We start from the raw sequence: 20,126 nt of genomic DNA on the forward strand, positions 1-20,126 counted from the left end.
CATAGGTCAAATCTTAGGAATGGATCTACCTAAAGAAGTAAATGAAATTTTTTATCTAACTGAGAATATCGGATATATTTTTATAAATCGAGATCTATCTGGTGGATTATTCTTCGTACAAACGACTTAAACAGAACTAAAAAGGATTTAACCGGACCAAAGAAGACGGAGAAAGCAACTAATGCGAAATAGCTACTATTTCCGCCACGACTTAGAAAGCCCTTTAGGTTATGCCTAGAGGGTTTATATATAGCTTTAATCTCGTACTTGTGCTATATTATTCGTATAATATAAATCTTTAAAGACCAGTTGGGCCATTTGTTGCCTGTTGCTCGTTTCTTTTGATTTATTAATATACTTGGTAAGGCAATTGGAGCCCGTGCCTTGTATAATACTAGAGAGAACCCTTTATCTAATCGGTAGAGGGTTCTTTTTTATGTTATCCGTCATGCTTTGTATTTGAAAAATTCTTTCTATTTATAGTATGATTACTTTATATGTTTTTATTATGTAGAAAGGAGCTCGTATGAATCGACTTAGTTTCTCACGAACTCAGATTTTAATTCTCCTTAGCGTATGGCTCACGTTCTTGTTGAGTTTTGTAATGCGCTTATCTTGGTCTTCTGTTATGCCTATCCTCAACGAGGCTTTGCACTTTACTGCAAAGATGGGGGCACAGCATATTTCGGCCTTTTACTTTGGTTATGCCTTAACAGTATTGCCAGGTGGTATATTAGCCGACAAAATTGGTTATAGACGAACTATCTTGTTTAGCTTAATTGGTATGGCTGCTGTAACGGCTCTTATGAGTACTATTACAGACTATAACATGGCTTGGGGTTTGCGCTTCTTGTTAGGCGTTATGTCTGGTCCTGTACAAGCTTCTTGTTTGAGTGCTATCGGCGATCACTTTGGTCCTAACCAACGTGGTGCGGCTGTAGGTATCTTCATGAGCTGTACTTCCTTTGGTATTACGACTGTAAACCTTTATGCACCTTATGTAGCCACACATTACGGTTGGCAAACAGCATTCCTTGCTACAGCTATCTTGCCGTTGGCAGTACTTGTATTATGTTACTTCACGGTACGTAAGCCAAGTGCTGAAATCATGGCACAACGCGAAGCAGAGGCTTCCGAAGCGGCGGCTAAGCTCGGCGTAGGTCAAACGTCCTTGAAAGAGAACTTAAAGCACATCCTTTCAAACCGCAATATTCGTTGTTTAGCCATCGCTGGTTTCTTTGCAACAGGTACAACTTGGGGCGTAACGCAATGGGCAAACTTGTACATGGTTAAACAATTAGGCATAACTGCTATCTACGCAGGTCAAGTTATGAGTGTGTTCGGTACGGCAGCACTTATTGCAAAACCAACCATCGGTATCTTATCCGATATTTTACCAATCAAGAAAAACCATTTAGCGGCGCTTGTTATGTTCCTATTTGGTCCGGCGTTGATCTTATTCGCTAGCACATCCAATCCGAATATGCTCTTCATTACAGGTCCAATCCTCGGTATTGGTGCTTTCATGCACAGTGCCTTGACTAATGCTCTCGTAGTTCAATCCGCAGCACCTCATTTGCGCGGTACCACAGCGGGCTTCGTAAACTTGTTCAACCAAATTGGTGCTCTCTTGGCGCCACTTCTCTTGGGCAATGTCCTCGTTATGACGGGCAGCTACCAAATGTCCTTGATGTCCATCGCTATTGCGCCTGTAATCGGTGCATGTGCATTGTTCTTTATTCGTCTTAACAATGTGAAAGCATCTAATTAGGATATATAGGTACATAAAAGTATAAATACTATAACAAAAGAGGACCCGTATGGGTCCTTTTTTGTAGTCTTGTATTCTATTAGGTAAGCTTCAAGGTAATGAAAAACCTAGCTAATGTAATCGTAGTATAAACTCATATCCTAAGGGATATAGTTATAATAGGGATACGTCCTTATGGTCTAGGTGGCGCATTATAATCTGGTTGTGGGCCCCATTGACTCATAGGTGTGTTCGGATCTGGTAAATCTTGATTTTGTATATCAAGAGCCCAATCAGGACGTGGTCCTGTTGGCGGTGGTGGAGGAACTGGTCCATATACACCTAGTTTAGATGGTGCTAAGCGCGGTTGATGATACGCATAAGGCGATTCTAGTTGGTTCAGTGGTTTGTATACACCTTCAGGAGGTTGAACCCCAAATAATGGTTTCTCCGCAGTAGGGGCAGGGGTACTCATCGGTTTATATGGGCGTGGTGGCACATAGGGGTTTGTAAAGGTATATGTGATTCGCTCCATTTCTAACGCATTGTGCAAGATAAACTGACCTATTTCAGCGACGGCCGATCCTTTTGGAGCTACGCGAGCACCTGTAGATAAAACGGAGCGGTGATTGTCTGCCATTCCAATAGGGGCACCATTTACTTGGTAGAATTTAGCAGGAGCCACATGCCAGTCCATGAGGTAAATGTCTTTAGACGTTTTACCACGATGGTATGTATAATTAGTCATATAGTCTGCAATAATGTTTTGTTGCTTATATAGACTAATAGTACGAGCGTGTAATGTATTATACGTTGGTCCCGCTTGTGCTAGATTGATGGTGCTCAAGTCGATATACACAGTCTCAGTAGGGCTATTATAAGCAACTTGGAATTGGGTAGGTTTGTTTTCTAATTCGTATTGTGAAATAGCACTAGCTGTTTGAAGACTAGCCAGAGCAATTACTAAAAATGGATATAGTTTTCTCATCATTGACCTCTCTTATGTGGAAATAGTATACCATAGTCGTAGGTGTAATTCCATGAAGAGTGCATATAAAATTCTATAATATGTATATTGTGTATAACATGCTTTTATTATATGATTAATGCATAGTTACAGGAGGGATGAATATGGAAATCATCTGTTTTGGCGACAGCATTACGCGTGGCTATGATGTGCCTTATGGTCGTGGGTGGGTTGAAATCTGCGATGCATCCATTGAGGGCGTAAACTTTACGAATTATGGGGTGGATGGCTGCTCTGTACAAGCTATGATTTATAATATTGAAAACTGGGCGGTTACGGCTGTATCTGATCCAACGCGCCACATCTTCTTAATGTGTGGTACCAACGATATCTTACAAGGTCGAGATAGTGCCTATGTGTTCAAGACTCTGGTGAAAGCCATTGAATTAGCTAGCACAAAGGGACAGGTTATTATTGGTTTAGAAACGCAAATTGACAGTGATATGGATGGTTTAGACCTCGTCGTACGAGAGGTTAATAAACAGCTAAAAGCATACGCAGCAGCTCATGATATTAAAGTTATAGACTTCTATACGACCTTGTTTGAAGCAGATCAAATCGGACAAATCGTCTTTGCTGGAGAAGTACATCCCAATGAGCTAGGCTATCGCTTAATGGCTTACAAAGCACTAGAAATTTTTACAAGATTATAGATTTTTACAAGGCCTAAAGATTTTTAGACGATTTTGAAGTCTTCATAAGATTACGATTTTGAAGTCTTCATAAGATTATAAAAAAGTCCCCTAATGAGTTACCTCATTAGGGGATTTAGTGATTTATAGTCTTTTTTCATGAAAGCTTATGGCTTTCACAAGTATAATTAAATTCGTAACGAATTAGTAGTTAGAATTAGCGACGTGCGTTGCCAACCTTAGCGGATTGAGCGATTGCGTATGCAGTGCCTTTTACTAAGTCGTAAGCATCAGCACTGTTGCCAGATACTGTTACAGCAGCTACAGTGTCTTCAGTTACTGCGAACAATGCAGTTGCATAAGGGTGTTGTGCACCATTTGGTACAGTTACAGCACCGGATTTAACGATGATGTAACGGCCGCTGTTGTTGAATACGTCGTAATGAGCAGCTTGTTTTACACCATCATAGCTTTCATTGTAAGCGAACAATGCAGCTACTTCACCACCTGCTACTTGACCAGTTTGTTGCATGGAACGCAATTTAGCAGCTGCTACAGCTGTTGGTTGAGTCATGTTAACAGTGATACGCAAAGAGTTGTTGTTTACAACTGCTTCAGTGATTACGTTTGTAGAGAATACATTTGCAACACCGTCACCAGCACGGTTATAAGTGCTAGCAGTTTTCACTTGGTAGCCATTAGTGTATGCAGGCAAGTCATATGTGTAAGTTTTGCCGTTCAACAATAAGTCGAAAGCATTTAATTGGTTAGTTTTGTAACGAGAAACGTATGCACTGCCGTTGCCATTAGCTGTTACGGAGTTTACAGTTTCTTGGTATACAGGTTGGTAGCTAGGTGCGATAGGGTCCATGATTTGAAGACCTACAGCAGTTGTTTGAGGTGCTACGAAGATTGGATCGCCCAATTCTTTAGATACAGGCATCTGTTGAGCCATGTCACCTGCTGTGTAAGGAACCGCTGGCAATGGTTTGTAACCAGGGCGTGGTGCACTTGTTACGTAGCCAGATTGGTAAGCTGGTGTAGCCGCTTGAGGTGCTGCGTAAGTATATTGCTCTGCTGCAGCGCGTTCGTAAGCGCGTGCATTAGCATCGATGGATGCAGCGAAAGCGGAGAAGGACATAGTTGTAGCTGCAAATACTGCGAAAGCAGCTGCTAAATGTTTTTTGTTCATAATAATTCACTCCTAAATACATGATTTTTACAAATAACACAAATACTAACATGTATTATATATGAAATTCTGTTAATTGTAAATAAAATATAAATTTTTTTCTTAATTATAAACAAATATAATCAGATGAGTCAAATATTGTACAATTAGCTTAAAATTACCCCAGAATTAAGCACAGAATGTCATATTACTATATAATAGTATTTATGAATAATGACATTATTATATCGAAAAAAATAGTTTTAGGCTATACCTAAGAACAAAAAATATATAAATAAGATGAAATTTGCGGATTATATAAATTATATAAACTGAGATGGTGAAAGTTTCACTAGGGAGGTCTCATGAATATTAGCGTCTATTATGGACGAGCAGGATCAGGCAAGACACGTGCCGTATATGAACGGATACGTCAAGTCATGACCGATTGTCCAGGGGAACCTATAATCTTACTCGTTCCTGAACCAGCCACGTATCGAGTAGAGCGAGAGCTAGCTGAATTTATGCCTGAAAAAGGCTTTACCACGGTTCGTGTCGTAGGCTTTGGTCGTTTGGGGTACCAAGTATATCAATCGATAGGCTCCAAAGGGGCCGGTCAATCAAGCTTATCTAGCTTTGGCCGGTCTATGTTGTTGCGCCTTGTTATGAAGCGAAAACAAAAGGAGTTGGGCCTATTAGAACAGGCTACTAAACGTCCTGAGTTTTCTTCTGTGTTGCAACAGCTCTTCTCTGAGTTTCGCGCATTCCGTGTCGGTCCTAATGACCTTGAACGTGGAGCTGATTCCGTAAAAAATAAAGTATTACAAAAGAAATTGCGCGAACTTGCCATCTGTATGGCTGCCTATGAAGAGGAAATCACTCGTCATGGGGAGCGCGACATCGATCCTATCATGGAAATCGTTGAGGCTTTGCCTCAATCTCCACTGATGGAAAATAGCCATGTCTTTATCGATGGCTTCCATTGGTTTACACCTACACACTACGAGTTGATTTATACCTTGTTTGATTTGGCTAAGGAAGCAGTTATTACCATTGACTTGCCAATGGATCCAAAGGCATTAAACATTGCACGTCGAGGGGAACACCTCTTTAGCCGTCCTTTAGAGATTTACGATACTTTAGTGGCTCGTTATGGATCTAGCATTAAATGGGTTGGATTTGATGGTAAACGGGGGCCTCACATCGTACAAGAATTAGAATCTAATTACTTTACTAGCCCTAGTAAGCAAAATTCTACGGATACTACTGTTCCACTCATTCGTGGATATAACCGAGAACGGGAAGCAGATGCGGTGGCTCGCCGTATTTTAGCTTACGTAGAGTCCTCTCCAGAGGCACGTTATCGCGATGTGTGTATTATGCTTCGCGAGTCGGAAACGTATGGGGATACCTTAGAAAAGGTCTTCAGTCGGTATGGTATTCCGCATTTTATCGACCGCCAGCGGCCTATGAAAAATCATCCATTAGGCGAGTTGTTGACGGCGCTCTTTGATATCGTGCGCCACAGTTACAGCCGAGACAGTATGTTCTTATTGCTTAAAACAGACTTGATGCCCCTTACCCGTGAGGCCGTAGATGAATTAGAAAACTACGTACTCGAGTTTGGTATCGACCATTATAAATGGGAACGTGAAAGCTGGCCCTATTTACGAGGCTTTCATGAAGGGCAAGATGAAGAGAGTCATTCAGATGCACCGCGTAGAGCTCGTGTCAACCAAGCAAGGCAAATCATTATGGACATCCTATCCCCATGGTTTGACTTTGCCGCTCATAGCGAAGGTCATACGGGCGCTGATTGGGGTGCGCAGCTGTATGGTTTGTTAGAAACCTTGCAAGTGCCACAGCGTCTCTATGAATGGGCAAAAGATGCAGAAACGGTAGGGGATCAAGAGTCTAAAGCCAGCCATGAACAGATGTACAATGCTGTTATTTCTTTCATAGATGAAATCTCTATGGTCATGAAGGATGAAGTGTTGACCCTAGATGAGATGATGTTGCTCCTCGAAGAAGGCTTGAGCGATGTAAATTATTCTATGATTCCTCCGTCCTTAGATCATGTGGTAATCACCACCATCGAACGTGGTTATAGCCAATGGTGGCCTAAGGTATTCGTCATGGGCCTCAACCAAGGCGTATTCCCACAAAGCATGGGCGATGAAGGCCTTATCAAGGATAAGGAACGCCAAGAGTTAGCCGATGCAGGTATTACCCTTGCTGAAGGTGCTTTGCCGAAGGCTTTCAACGAGAATTTCCTATTATACCTAGCTATGACGCGAGCATCCGATTCCTTGACGCTGTCCTATGCAAGCTCTGGCGAAGATGGAACCGGCCTTGAGCCGTCCCTCGTTGTAAAACGGTTAGAGTCCCTAGGTTATGTAGATAAGCCTATAGATATTCCTCTTTCCATTGAGCCCGATACAGAGGCGGAGTACGTGTGGCGCCCACTGCAAAGTTTGTCCCTATTGTCTGAGCGCTGGGGCGCTCTCTTTAGTGGTCATGAGGTCAATCCATTGTGGTGGGGCCTCTATAACTGGGCTCGTGAAAGCGACACCTACCGTCCTCGTTTAGGTGAGGTGTCTCGTGGTATTCGAGATAATAATGATGTACCTGTCATTACGAAGGATTTAGTGAATGGATTGTTCCTATCTAAAGGCTATATGTCTGGTTCTGTGACACGTCTAGAGAGATATCAGCAATGTCCGTTCAAGTTCTATGCTCAATATGGTTTAAAACTGGAACCGCGTCGTGTACGCTCCTTTGGTGCGCCTGAAATTGGTACATTCCTCCATGCTAACTTAGAGCGTTTAGGTAATTATCTATTAGATAACAATAAACAATGGCGTGACCTTAACGAAGAGGATCAACATAACTTGTGCCGTACGGTAGCGGAAGAAATTTTACAAGAAAATCAGGGTGGTGAGGAAACGAGCGATGCCTACCAAAAGGCAATCGAGCAGCGTGTACAACGAACATTACATGTGACGGTAGACCGCCTCGTAGAGTGGTCGAAGCGCAGTGATTTTGATACGAAATACTTAGAGCAAGATTTTGGCCGTCAAGGCGGCTGGGACCCTATCCGCGTGCCTCTTGGAGAGGATCGCTATTTACGCCTCATCGGTCAAATTGACCGTATTGATGAATATACAAGGGATGGTCAAACCTATGGCATGGTTATTGACTACAAATCGGGCGGCGCTCATGTGACGGCTCAAGATGTATACTATGGCCTAAAACTGCAGCTTATGACTTATCTACTAGCCTTAGAATCTGCTTACGGTAAAACGCAAGGCGAATCTATAGCTCCTGCGGCTGTGGTGTATTCCTATGTGAAAAATCCTAAAATTCCTGCCGATGCGCCTATATCTTATGAAGATGCAGTATCTTTGGCTAAGGAAAGCGATGCATGGCAAAACAGTGGATACTTCTCTGATGATATCGAGTTGTTGACGCATATCGATAATAAATTTTTGTCTTATGGATCTAAACGAGGACCATATGTACCAATCGCTACGAAAAAGGATCAAACTATTTCTAGTAGAGATTTGCGTAAGGTTAAGAATTCTGGCGAATTTGACGTAATGTGTCGTTACACCAATCACGTAATGGCTGACATCGGTCGCAACATCGGGGACGGTCAATTCCCAATTCAGCCTTACCAGTTAAATAAGAATAGACCTTGTACATACTGTGACTATCGTACTGTATGCCGTTTTGACTCTAGCCGTAATAAGTATAATTATCTGTCCGGCTTATCTGAAGATGATGCATTAGAACGGATGAAAGAGGCTCTAAACGACGAAAATAACAGTAGTGACGGAAACAACCGTAACGATAGAAATAACAGGAACGACAGAAATAATAGTAACGAAGGAGGTGAAAACCATGGGTGTTAAATGGACGCCGGAGCAGGAGTCTGCCATCATAGCGCCTAAGGACTCGTCCTTAGATAATCAAACCTTACTAGTAGCGGCAGCGGCCGGTTCTGGTAAAACGGCAGTTCTTGTAGAGCGTATTATTACTCGTCTTAAAGACATGGATAACCCGTTATCCGTGCAAGAACTCATGGTTGTAACCTTTACAAAGGCGGCAGCTCAAGAGATGAGTGCTCGTATTGGTCTTGCTTTGGCTAAAGCCATGGAATCCACCGAGAATGCAGCCATGCAAGAGCGCCTTGAACGACAGCTCAACCTGTTGCCATCTGCTCACATTTCTACGTTGCACTCCTTCTGCCAATGGGTGATTCGGTCTTACTTTTACAAGCTAGATATTAACCCGACAGCTCGTATCGGTAACGAAGCAGAAATGGCATTGTTACAACAAGAGGTGCTAGCTGATTTATTGACTAAATCTTACGAAGAAGGTCTTTATAACATCTATGAATTGGCGGATTTCTTTAGTGATGATAAATCGGATGCAGGTTTAACGGCGAAGATTATGTCTTTATATAACTACGCCATGTCCCTTGCCAATCCTGATGGATGGTTACGAAAAGCCTTAGAGCCTTATAAAGAGGCGATGACTATAAACCCTAGTGATACACTATGGGGCCAATATATGTGGGATAACCATGTAGCTGTTATCGACCGGATTCGCGAGCGCTTAGAACGGATGGAACAAATCTTATTGGATCCAGTGGGGCCTCATAAGTGGCAAAATATATATGATAATCAACTAGCCGCACTAGGCATGCTTTCATCAGCTCAAACTTGGGATGATATGGGTGAAGCTTGTAAGCACACGGATACCTTTATTAAGGACCAGTTCCGCATGGGGTCAAAAGAGGCACAAGCCTTTGATCCTATATTGGTAGCAGAGTTTAAATCCTTAGGTTCCCAAAATAAAGATGATCTTAAAGCGATGCAAGGGGCTGTGTTTACCGTGCCAGAAGCTACCTTGCAAGACCAGTTCAAGGCTCAATATCCAATCATCGAAGGTTTAGTAGAGCTAACGATTGCGTTCCATAAGGCGTATCGAGATATGAAACAAGAACAAGGTATCATGGATTTCAGCGACTTGGAGCATCTATGCTTAGCCCTTCTCGTTGAGCCAGGCACAGAGGATGACCCTCAGCCATCCGATGTAGCGAAGGAGCTGCAAGATACGTTCAAGGAAATCATGGTCGACGAATACCAAGATACGAACGGCGTGCAAGAGACGATTATCAACTTGATTTCTCGCGTCGATAACCGGTTCTACGTAGGGGACGTGAAGCAAGCGATTTATAGCTTCCGTATGGCTGACAGTTCTCTGTTTATGGAGAAATACAATACCTACGGTGCCGCTGATGCGGTAGAGCGCCGTATCGACCTAGCAAAGAATTTCCGATCTCACGAAAATATTTTAGCCGCTACGAACTTCTTGTTCTATCAAATCATGACGGAAGAGGCGGCAGAGCTTAATTATACTGAGGCGGAATCCCTCATTCCGGGCCGCATCGTTGAGGATGCACCGGAGGATTGGGTTGGAGGAGACGTGGAATTACAGCTCTTAGATGTGAGTAAGGATACCCTCAGCGCTAGTGAAAGCGACGAGGACGAAGGTGATGACCCTGAAAACAACGAGCGTGAGCTAGATTTCATCATTCAAAAGATTAAGGAAATCCACGGTGCTAAGAAAAAGGTGCAAAATCCAGATGGTACGTTCCGTCAGATCGAGTGGCGTGACTTTGCTATTTTGCGCAGATCTTTGGCCGGTTGGGGCACTCGTGCCGTAGAGGCTATGCGCCAAGCGGGCATCCCTGCGGTAGTAAACGAACGAGATGGCTACTTTGAAGCACAGGAAATTCAACTTTTATTAGCGTTGTTATCCATCATAGATAATCCAGAACAAGACTTGCCGATGGCGGCGGTGTTACACTCCGGTCTCGTAGGACTTGATGCAAACGAACTAGGTGCACTGCGCCTATCTGGTGAGGGCTCTTTGTGGTCTCTTATGCCAGCCTATGCTGAAGAGTCTCAAGATGAGCGCTTATTAGCTTTTATTGGCCATATGGAGCGTTGGCGTACCTTATCGCGCCGTCACGGTGTGACCGATTTGCTATGGGATATTTACGAATCTCAAGACTATGTTAACTATGTAGGTGCTATGCCGAATGGTCTCGTGCGCCGCGCGAACGTACTCGCCCTATACGACCGAGCTAAGGGCTATGAGGCATCTGGCTTCCGTGGTCTCTTTAGATTCTTGCGCTTTGTGGAAAGCTTGCGCGATAGCAACCAAGATATGCCGCTAGCTAATGTGGTAAGTGAAGCGGACAATGTGGTGCGCCTCATGACCATCCATAAGAGTAAGGGCCTTGAGTTCCCTGTGGTGTTCTTATCTGGCGTTCAAAAACGGTTCAACATGATGGATCTTCGTTCAGAGCTCCTCATCGATAAAAACGCAGGACTTGGTCTTAAGGGGTACTTCCCAGATATTCGGGTGTCTTTCCCGACTATGCCGTGGTTCTACGTGAAAGACGTTAAAGAAGCGGCCCTCAAGGCCGAGGAACAGCGTATTCTCTATGTAGCCTTAACACGGGCTCGAGATAAATTGTTCCTAACGGGCTTTGTGAAGGGGTTCAAGAATTCTGCAGGTAAACTATCTAGTTTAGGTGAGCTCATTAACAATGTTGCCGCTGTAGAAGGACAACAGTTGCCGACGGATATTATCACTCAAGCTAATACGTATCTAGAATGGTTAATTATGAGCTTTACCCGTCATTTGGATGGTGGTAACCCATTGCGCGTAGCCATTGAGTACGAAGGACCGACCTATTTTGATTTACCAGATAAAAAATGTCGCATCAAGGTCGAAATCCACGATGGCTCTCTCTACGGTGATCTCGATTACAAGGCAGATATCGATGAAACTACCATCAATAAGGTACGAGAATTACAAGCTGTTAACTCTGTGGAATTACCGCAGGAAATAATAAATCGCTTTAACTATAACTATCCGTACAGCGATGCTACGCGGCGCACGGCTAAGATTTCCGTCAGTGAATTGAAACGACGATTCCAAGAACGAGAACTTGAAGCAGGCACTATTGATACCTTGAACGAACCGATTGTAACGGTCGATACAGGCGCTAAACGAGCTGTTTCAGATGCAATCTTAGGTCAAGCTATTAAGTTAGATGTTCGTAATGCTGATAGCAATGATACAAGTAAAGTTAATAGTGATGTTACAAGTAATGCTGCTGTACCAACTATTACAGTTTCAGCAGATGATTTAGCGAACTCCGTATTTGGTCGCAAGCCGCAAGCATTACAGTCCGAAGAAGATGTGTTGACGGGGGCTCAATGGGGTACCTTGATGCATGAGGCCATGCAATGGCTACCTCTTGCACAGTATACTCAAGCTTCTTTAACGAAAGAGCTTGATGCACTCGTAACGAAAGGGACTTTCACAGAGGAAGAACGAAATCTATTAAGCGATACAAGCCTCTATAAATTCTTTAGTTCTGACCTTGGGAAGCGTCTTATCAATGCGAAGCGCATAGAACGTGAATTGCCATTCAGTATGCTTTTTGAAGGAAAACGCGTATACGATACCTTAGAGGATGGGGAAGATCTATTCCTTCAAGGTATTATCGATACTGCCTTTGAAGAAGACGGTGAATGGGTTCTCGTAGATTACAAGACGGATCGCGTTAAATCTGGGGAAGACCTCATCAAGCGCTATAAAATACAAATGGACCTCTACAAAGAGGCTTTGCAGCGATTGACGGGGATGCCTGTGAAAGCATGTTATATCTATAGCTTTCGCTTGCATGATGCAATCATTATAGATTAGCCTATAAAAATCCTATGATTGGCATAAGACTGTACTTATGCGTAGTGTATAAATCTATACAGATGTAGCCTATAGTCCAGCAAATATAAAAAGCTCTTTATCCTTGGATAGAGAGCTTTTGTGTTATAGATTACTATATAGTTTCGTGTTATAGATTACTATATAGTTCCGTGTTATAGGTTGCTATATAGTTTCGTCTTATAGATTTCTCTACAAGTACTTAAATGTGCGGTAGTTTAGGCAAATTCAAAGCCTTTTTCTTTTTGTGTTTTGATGGGGCAAATACTTTTAATACCCGTGGCAATACTTCGATATCTACTGGCATAGATGGGCCTGGATCGCCATCCATATTGGTTGCTAAATCATCAATATTAGATAAGAGCTCGATGGATGCTTTATTCACAGTTAATGTAGTTGTATAACGAGAGTTATAGATGGCACCACTAATGATGAGCGGTATTACGCTGAGAATATCGAGAATAAAGTATTCTTTGAAGATGATGATACGCATGTAGCCGTCATCGACGGAGGCTTCAGGCATAAACCGTTCAAAACTAGATACTACATTGGTAAGCAATGCTAAAACGAGAGGAGATTTACAGATAAAGTCGTCGTTCTCTGTTTTGATGCGGTATGTATAGTCTTTAGTTGTAAATAACGCTTGGCCTGCGCGCAAGAAGTAGGCGAGAGGGCCGAGTATGCTTTTTTCCTTTGGCGTAACCTCTTCTACTACCTTAGGGATAACGCCAGCTGCGATGTTGTTGCAGAAATATTTGTCATTGCAACGACCAATATCAATAGTTCGCGTTTCATTGATATCAATGCGTTTGATCGCTTGAGCAGGATTTTGGTGAATGCCGAGAGCACGAGACATATCGTTAACAGTTCCAACAGGGATAAAGCCAAAGGTAGATTTGAATCCCCCTTGAGCAATGCCATTAACAGTTTCGTTAACAGTACCGTCACCACCCATGCAAAAAACTGCATCGAACCCGCGTTCGCAAGCGTCTTTAGCAAAACGTGTTGCATCGCCTTCGCCGGTGGTGAATTTGACCTCAATCGTTTCGAATAAGGTACTCAATTTCCATTGTAAGTCGAGGGCATACCGGCGTGCCGCCCCGCCCCCTGATACAGGATTGATGATAACCAAACAACGGCTCATAGTGTACTTCCTTACTTTCAAAAATGAGATATAGCTAGTATCTATTGTTAGATTGCTAGATTGACAGTTTTAGATATGAGTTTTATAATTATATTGTATACACTGTATTAGATATTGTGTGCAACATATTTTATAAAAATGTTTCGTATAATATATTATACTCATTTTAACCGTTCTTTGAAAGTGTGAAAGATAGGATGAGTATTAAGGTTTAGGGGATTTAAATGGGAAGACAAGATTCTAAAGATAGATATAATTTGTCCGCAGTGGACTCTATTGAACGATTGCCACTTAGCGAACAAGTATATTTAACATTAAAAACAGCGATTTTAACAGGCGAATTGATGCCTCAAGAAAAGCTAAACGAAGTAAAGATTGCAGAACAGTTACAAGTGAGTGCTACACCTGTACGTGAAGCATTCCGTAAATTGGCTAAAGATAATCTCGTAGTTATCGTTCCTTGGAAAGGTGTTACTGTAAAAGCAGACACTCCAGAGGAAATCATTGCATTATATCAAGTGCGCGAAGTAATGGAAGGTCTTGGTGCAAGACTGTGTGCACGTCATGCTACAGAAGAACAAATTAAAGAATTGCGAGATATTTGTAAAGAAATGCATAAAATCGAAGATGCTACAGCACGCGTTGAGGTTAACAGTCGTTTCCACACAATGATCGCTCATTACTCTGGTAATGAACGTATCGTAGACTACTTAGCAAGCTTCCGTGAACGCGTTAATCGAGACATGTACATCAGCTCCTTCAATGCAGTTCGTACACATGATTGCGATGATGAACATGATCAAATCGTAGACGCTATCGAACGTCATGACGAAGTAGCGGCAGAAACAGCTATGCGTCAGCACATCAACAATGCATTTATCTTCAAAAAAGCAAATGCTGAAGTGCAACACAAAAAACTTAATGAAGTATAATGTCTAACGTGTCCATAGGCATAATGACACAAAAGGCTCCGCTCATGGCGGAGCTTTTTTTGGCTGATAAACTAGTTTATCTAGTTAATCTAGTTTATTTAGCTAATCTAGCTAATCTAGTTAATCTAGTTTACCTAGTTAATTTAAGATAACTAATTAACATGAGTTTTTTTGTGTAAATTGTTAACGGTTTGGTTTTTGGTATGGTTTAGAAACTCTAGTCGCTTATAATGTGATGTTAGGTGCGCATTGCAGTTTTTATAGTCGACGATGCGCAGTCGCACTAGTTGTCCTACGTCGATTTGAAAGGCTTGAGCGATTTTAAACAAAATCTCTAAGGACATGCCAGAAATGCCCGTGCCACACTCTAGTTTGCTTAAATAACTGCGACTGATGCCGACGTGGCGAGCTAACTTATGTTGGGACATATTTAGAGATACGCGGATATTGGCGATTTTATGGCCTAAACATACGTATTGATGTTGTAAAATTGGATCTTCGTACGTATTAATCCGCAGTTCGGTCAATGGTGCCGTTGAGGGGTTCATAGGGACTCCTTCCTTTTCCCGACTCTCTAAATATAGTATACTGAGACTGTTGGCGATTGCCTAATATAGAAAACTAGATAATTATCGGTTATTCCAGATAATTACACGAATTGTGAAAGTAGTAGTACAAGAATAATACGATATGTGAAAGTCTTGTTACGTATATCCTTTGGTGCTGTGACCAAAAGATCTAGTATGTTGTCGTAAATAGAGGAGGCCCTATGGAAAAATATATAGCCGTTGCCCTCGGTGGAGCCGTAGGTGCATTATGCCGCATGGCTCTTGGTGAATGGGTGATGACAAAGGTCAGCTCCTTTCCTTATGGTACGGTCGTAGTTAACCTTATCGGTTGCCTCATCATCGGCCTCGTGTTAGGCCTCTACATGCAAAAGCCAGATTTACCACAATGGGCTAGATTCTTCCTTGTTGTAGGCGGTCTTGGCGCTTTTACCACCTTTTCTACCTTTGCCTTTGAAATGCTACAACTCATGATGGATGAGTCCTATGTACAAGCCTTATTCTATGGCTTTGTACAAGTTGTAGGCGGGTTAATTCTTTGCTGGTTTGGTGTATTATTGGCGCGCATACTCTGGGCTATCTAATCCAAGCGAATAAGGTGACTTGAGTTACAGCGTAAATACATCGATTTTTATATGATTATTTAGTAAGAGATTTAGATAGAATAGCAGATTATAGAAATTATAGAGGAAGAGATTATGAAATCTATTAGAACACAAGATGCCGTAGGGCATGCATTATTACACGATTTAGTTCGTATCGTTATCGGCGAGGTGAAAGATACGCCGTTCCGCCGTGGTCATGTTATTACAGAAGAGGATATTCCTAAATTATTAGACCTCGGCAAAGAGCATATTTTCGTTATGGAACCTGAAGATGAAGGCTTCTTGCATGAAGAGGACGTAGCTCGCGCTTTGTATCGTATGGCCGGCGGCGAAAATATGCACGAAGGCCCAATGGCACAAGGTAAAATTGAAGCCATTGCAGACGTAGATGGCTTATTCAAGGTCGATGTAGAACGATTACATGCTATCAACAGCATTGGTGAGCTTACTATTGTAACGAGATTTAATAATACACCTGTGAAAGCAGGCGAAAAATTAGCAGGCATGCGTTGTATTCCTTTATTATTAGAGGAACAACAAGTAGAGGATGCTAAGAAAATTGCTAATGGGGATCCTTTACTTCATGTAAAACCATTCGTGCGCAAAACAATGGGCATCGTTACTACTGGCTCCGAAGTATTTGAAGGTCGTATTAAAGATGCTTTCACCCCTATTATTGAAGAACGATGCGCAGAATTTGGGGTCACAAAAGTGGCTCATGAAATCGTAACGGATAATACGGTTGATATCGTGGCGGCTATCGACAAGGTAAAGGCAGCTGGCGCCGACATTATTTTCTGTACAGGCGGCATGAGCGTTGATCCTGATGATTTAACACCAGGCGCCATTAAACGCTATGCCGATCGCGTAGTGACATACGGATTACCTGTATTGCCAGGTTCTATGGTTTGTATTGCGTACTGTGCTGATGGTACACCGATTCTCGGCGTTCCAGGTGGCGTATTGTTCAGCAAACCAACGGCATTTGATGAAATCTTGCCACGCCTCGTAGCAGATGATGAAATCACTAAAGAAGACTGCATTCGCATGGGTCATGGTGGTTTCTTAGGATAATCTTTGTAGCACAAAAAGCGGGTAGATCTACTCTACCCGCTTTTTGATGTTCAAGCCGTTATGTTTTATTAAAATGATTGTTCCCCGTGTAGGATAGCTATAGCGTTTTAACGTTAATGTATCATTAAAATGATTTTTTTCCCAGTGTAGGATGGCTACAGCGTTTTAGCGTTAGCGTATCAATCATGTGAACTGCTTCGTCCAAGGTGATATCTTCACGCTTTGTCGGTGTTTCGAGGACCGCCAAAGGATGGTCTGTGCCTACTTCACCAGAGGGCAAGTAAATATATTCTTGGTTGATAGTATCGCCAAAGATATAGCCCGCTTGTAAATGCTCTTTATGAATGCGACTCATAGTCTCTCCTTACATGATTTGTTTTAGTGTAAAGTCTAAATAGTCTGCAGATACTAGCTCTAGTTTGGTATTTCCAAATTCCTTTGGAATGCGCTTAAAGGAGATTTGATCATGTAAATGACCAAAGATACAAGTATCTACGTTGTATTGCTCCATAAGGTCCGTAAAGCCAGAAGGGGCGTTGGACTCGTTGAATGGAGGATAGTGTAACAATAGCAGTTTTGTTACTGGTATGGTGTGTATATCTATTGTTAATAGCTCTGATGTTTCAGAACCTGTTGTTTCCATGTTTGTTTCAGCAGTGAGCTGTTCTAGGAGTATTTCCACAGCCCTATCCATTTCTTGTAATGCTGATTCGGTGCGCAACAATTCTCTTTCGTAAATAGATTGGTCTGTTTCTGGTGAGAAATGGGAGTCACCAGGACAGAGATAGGCACGAGTTCCACCAAAAGCGATGATGCGAGGGCCTTCTTCTGTTTGAATGAGCTCTGCTGTGCCATGACCTTGTAAAAAGGTGATAGCATCACCCATGAGGTTACGCATCTTGTTTGATGATGACCACCAGTAGTCGTGGTTGCCACGAATCATATATTTCTTGCCAGGCATGGATGCGATTTCTTGTAAATCGCAAGCCGCTTCGTCGAGGCGTAGTGCCCAGCTCATATCGCCTACGAGAAAGACAATATCATCATCTGTTACATTGTTAGCCCAATGCTCTTTGATGCGGGCCCAGTGATTATCCCAGTGGGGACCAAAAATATCCATCGGCTTTGTAGGAGGATTGCCAGATAGATGGAGGTCGCCGATGGCAAATACTTTCATAAAAATCCTTTCAATTATCTATGGTCAAAATCATAGATGTTCAAATCTTATGTAATTATCATAGATGGTCAAAATTTATGTAATTAACAATATGCATGTTCAAAATATATGTATATGAGAACTATTTAGTAGCTATACCTATTTATAAGCCTGTAAATAAGGTGCAATATCGCGCATGATTTTAGCAGCCCGTTCTTCGTCACAGGTTTGTGGAATTTTGTAGCCCACGTAGAGAGGAGTTGTTACATAACGAGCCACCACCTTGATGTAGTCATAGCCGTCCTCGAGATTATAAAAGAAATAATTGTAGGACTGGCTAAGGTTAGAAAGGGTGTGCAACACATAGCGCAGAACTTGTTGTAATCGAATGGCTACAGGACGAACTGGCGTATCAGGTTTGAACCGAATGTTGTACTCAAAGAACCCAATTATGGGATGAGTAGACAAGGTAATGCGTACATGCTGATCCTCGTGTAAGAGCCAGCCTTCCATATTTTGAGCTGTAATATCCTTGTGGTAGTCGTAATTTTCTAGACCGATGATTTGGCTGTGTGGATGGCGAATGGATCCGCCAGACATATAGCCATGGTTTTTAAAGAATAGTACGGATTTAAACTCCTTGCGTTGACGAGTTTCACGCCACTTATCGAGGCCGAATTGCAGAATGTGTGCTGCTTCGTCAGCAGGTAAGGTAGAAAACTCGCCTTCATCGGTTTCCGTTTCGATGATAACCGTAGGCCAAGTTTTTTCTAGCACAGGGTATTTGTTCATAAGCCAAATAATATGGCCTGATGTATCGAGGATGTCCGTTAACTTTGAACGGTCACAGAAGGGGCAACGCACTTGTTCATCGCGAATATTGACGGGTTTTGTGCGCCCTAATTCAATATTAAATCTAAGTGGTTTGTTCATTATGTGCCTCCTTCCATGCACGAAAATCTATACTCTTAATGATACCACAACTAGCGCATTCGCACACGAAATAATGGTATAATAATATAGTCTTATTTTAACGATTAAGGAGGCCCTATGAAACCGACTACGCTCGTATTTCCTATTGATGAACAAAATCGTATATTACTAGGTCGTAAGAAACGTGGTTTTGGGGCTGATAAATATAATGGCTTTGGCGGCAAATTAGACGACGGTGAAAGCTTCCGAGACTGTGCTATTCGCGAATTATTTGAGGAATCTGGCCTTCATGGTCGCCCGGAAGATTTAGAATGTGTGGCTGCCTTTGATTTTCAATTTCCTTTTGATGAAAGCTTAACACATGTAGGTTATGTGTACTTTTTGCGTGCTTTCATAGGCGATGTAGAGGAAACAGACGAAATGGAACCTCATTGGCTAACGATCGATGAAATTCCCTATGAGCACATGTGGGATGGTGACCGCCAATGGTTGCCAATGCTGCTAGAAGGCAAGAAGTTAAAAGGTCCTATCGTGTTTGACCGAGACAACAGTACGGTAGATAAGATGGAACTAACCACTGTGGATACTGTTCTTGAAAGCGAACACTTGGCGCGCATTGATCTGTATATTAACGGATAAGTACACCGTATTGGCTGCAATATGTATGCAATATGCCTGTAGTCATGAAGGTGGTACTAGAGTCCTAAGTTTATAATATTTTGAGGTAATATGACTGATAAAAAGAACCCTAAGTGGGTGCCACAGCTGTTGGCGTGGTATGATGTGCATAAACGGGAATTGCCGTGGCGCGATTGTGGAGACCCTTATAAGATTTGGGTGTCTGAGGTGATGAGCCAGCAGACGCGCATTGAGGCGATGAAGCCCTATTATGACAATTGGATGCGTTTATTCCCAACCTTGGAGGACCTAGCAAAGGCTACTGAGGATGAGGTGGTTCACGCTTGGCAAGGGCTTGGTTACTATAGCCGTGCTCGCAACTTGCGCCTTGGCGTAAAGGACGTCGTGGAAAACTACGGTGGTATTGTGCCCCGTGACCGCAAGACTATGGAGTCCTTGAAGGGCGTAGGCTCTTATACAGCTGGAGCTGTGCTATCCATGGCGTACAACGAACCAGAGGTAGCTGTAGATGGCAATGTGCTGCGCATTTACGCTCGTTTATATCATATCTTTGATGATATTTTGAGCACTAAAGGTAAGAAGGCCATAACTGCTATTGTAGAGGCAACATTACCTCACGATCGGCCTGGTGAGTTTAACCTAGCATTGATGGATTTTGGCTCTGATGTGTGCATTCCAAAAACTC

The 20,126-nt window shown here is 42.5% G+C and carries 16 protein-coding genes; 9 read left to right on the forward strand and 7 right to left on the reverse strand.

Going from position 1 to position 20,126, the window contains the following annotated elements; all coding sequences use genetic code 11:
* Nucleotides 1–526 precede the first annotated feature (526 nt).
* Nucleotides 527–1,771 carry an MFS transporter gene (locus tag RYM16_RS07585; protein ID WP_314983194.1) on the forward strand — a complete coding sequence of 415 codons (1,245 nt, stop codon included), beginning with the start codon at nt 527–529 and terminating at the stop codon, nt 1,769–1,771.
* Nucleotides 1,772–1,943: 172 nt separating this feature from the next.
* On the opposite strand, the gene RYM16_RS07590 is transcribed toward RYM16_RS07585, so the two are convergent.
* Nucleotides 1,944–2,741, reverse strand: a complete 798-nt coding sequence (locus RYM16_RS07590; protein ID WP_314983195.1) for a hypothetical protein — start codon at nt 2,739–2,741, stop codon at nt 1,944–1,946.
* Nucleotides 2,742–2,881: 140 nt separating this feature from the next.
* Here RYM16_RS07590 and RYM16_RS07595 point away from each other — a divergent pair, with 140 nt between their 5' ends.
* Nucleotides 2,882–3,430 carry a GDSL-type esterase/lipase family protein gene (locus RYM16_RS07595; RefSeq protein ID WP_314983196.1) on the forward strand — a complete coding sequence of 183 codons (549 nt, stop codon included), beginning with the start codon at nt 2,882–2,884 and terminating at the stop codon, nt 3,428–3,430.
* Between the two features lie 196 nt (nt 3,431–3,626).
* Here RYM16_RS07595 and RYM16_RS07600 read toward each other — a convergent pair whose 3' ends face one another.
* Nucleotides 3,627–4,601, reverse strand: coding sequence for a hypothetical protein (locus RYM16_RS07600; protein ID WP_054746962.1), 975 nt, complete (start codon nt 4,599–4,601; stop codon nt 3,627–3,629).
* 344 nt (nt 4,602–4,945) lie between these two features.
* On the opposite strand from RYM16_RS07600, the gene RYM16_RS07605 reads away from it, so the two are divergent.
* Both RYM16_RS07605 and addA read left to right on the forward strand, forming a co-directional pair.
* Nucleotides 4,946–8,494: a PD-(D/E)XK nuclease family protein gene (locus RYM16_RS07605; protein WP_314983197.1), complete on the forward strand. Its 3,549-nt coding sequence runs from the start codon at nt 4,946–4,948 to the stop codon at nt 8,492–8,494.
* A complete protein-coding gene (gene addA / locus RYM16_RS07610; RefSeq protein ID WP_314983198.1) occupies nt 8,484–12,374 on the forward strand; it encodes a helicase-exonuclease AddAB subunit AddA in 3,891 nt (1,296 codons plus the stop codon). Before RYM16_RS07605 ends, addA begins: the two co-directional genes overlap by 11 nt.
* Nucleotides 12,375–12,594: 220 nt before the next feature.
* Here the strand turns inward: addA and RYM16_RS07615 are convergent, their stop codons facing one another.
* On the reverse strand, nt 12,595–13,536 hold the full coding sequence (locus tag RYM16_RS07615; protein ID WP_273298295.1) for a diacylglycerol kinase family protein: 942 nt from the start codon (nt 13,534–13,536) through the stop codon (nt 12,595–12,597).
* A gap of 224 nt (nt 13,537–13,760) precedes the next feature.
* Between RYM16_RS07615 and RYM16_RS07620 the strand changes: the two genes are divergently transcribed.
* A complete protein-coding gene (locus RYM16_RS07620; RefSeq protein WP_274204259.1) occupies nt 13,761–14,468 on the forward strand; it encodes a GntR family transcriptional regulator in 708 nt (235 codons plus the stop codon).
* Between the two features lie 152 nt (nt 14,469–14,620).
* Here the strand turns inward: RYM16_RS07620 and RYM16_RS07625 are convergent, their stop codons facing one another.
* Nucleotides 14,621–15,016 (reverse strand): helix-turn-helix transcriptional regulator, encoded by a 396-nt coding sequence (locus tag RYM16_RS07625; RefSeq protein ID WP_314983199.1) that lies wholly within the window; start codon nt 15,014–15,016, stop codon nt 14,621–14,623.
* Nucleotides 15,017–15,237: 221 nt separating this feature from the next.
* On the opposite strand from RYM16_RS07625, the gene crcB reads away from it, so the two are divergent.
* Together crcB and RYM16_RS07635 are read left to right on the forward strand one after the other, a co-directional pair.
* Complete coding sequence (gene crcB / locus RYM16_RS07630; RefSeq protein WP_314983200.1) at nt 15,238–15,618, forward strand: fluoride efflux transporter CrcB; 381 nt, start codon at nt 15,238–15,240, stop codon at nt 15,616–15,618.
* A gap of 114 nt (nt 15,619–15,732) precedes the next feature.
* Complete coding sequence (locus tag RYM16_RS07635) at nt 15,733–16,713, forward strand: molybdopterin-binding protein (RefSeq protein ID WP_314983201.1); 981 nt, start codon at nt 15,733–15,735, stop codon at nt 16,711–16,713.
* Nucleotides 16,714–16,837: 124 nt separating this feature from the next.
* Here RYM16_RS07635 and RYM16_RS07640 read toward each other — a convergent pair whose 3' ends face one another.
* From RYM16_RS07640 to RYM16_RS07650, 3 genes are all read right to left on the reverse strand, one after another.
* A complete protein-coding gene (locus tag RYM16_RS07640; protein WP_005385164.1) occupies nt 16,838–17,068 on the reverse strand; it encodes a hypothetical protein in 231 nt (76 codons plus the stop codon).
* A gap of 9 nt (nt 17,069–17,077) precedes the next feature.
* Nucleotides 17,078–17,890, reverse strand: coding sequence for a metallophosphoesterase (locus RYM16_RS07645; RefSeq protein WP_314983202.1), 813 nt, complete (start codon nt 17,888–17,890; stop codon nt 17,078–17,080).
* Between the two features lie 138 nt (nt 17,891–18,028).
* The gene (locus RYM16_RS07650; RefSeq protein ID WP_314983203.1) at nt 18,029–18,802 is read right to left on the reverse strand and encodes a DUF4931 domain-containing protein; all 774 of its coding nucleotides are present in this window, start codon (nt 18,800–18,802) and stop codon (nt 18,029–18,031) included.
* 117 nt (nt 18,803–18,919) lie between these two features.
* Between RYM16_RS07650 and RYM16_RS07655 the strand changes: the two genes are divergently transcribed.
* Nucleotides 18,920–19,441, forward strand: a complete 522-nt coding sequence (locus RYM16_RS07655) for an 8-oxo-dGTP diphosphatase (RefSeq protein ID WP_314983204.1) — start codon at nt 18,920–18,922, stop codon at nt 19,439–19,441.
* Between the two features lie 90 nt (nt 19,442–19,531).
* The coding region (locus RYM16_RS07660) for an A/G-specific adenine glycosylase (RefSeq protein ID WP_399553778.1) at nt 19,532–20,126 on the forward strand (595 nt) is incomplete at its 3' end.

The organism is uncultured Veillonella sp., assembly GCF_963524655.1.
In the GTDB taxonomy this organism is placed as follows: Bacteria; Bacillota; Negativicutes; order Veillonellales; family Veillonellaceae; genus Veillonella.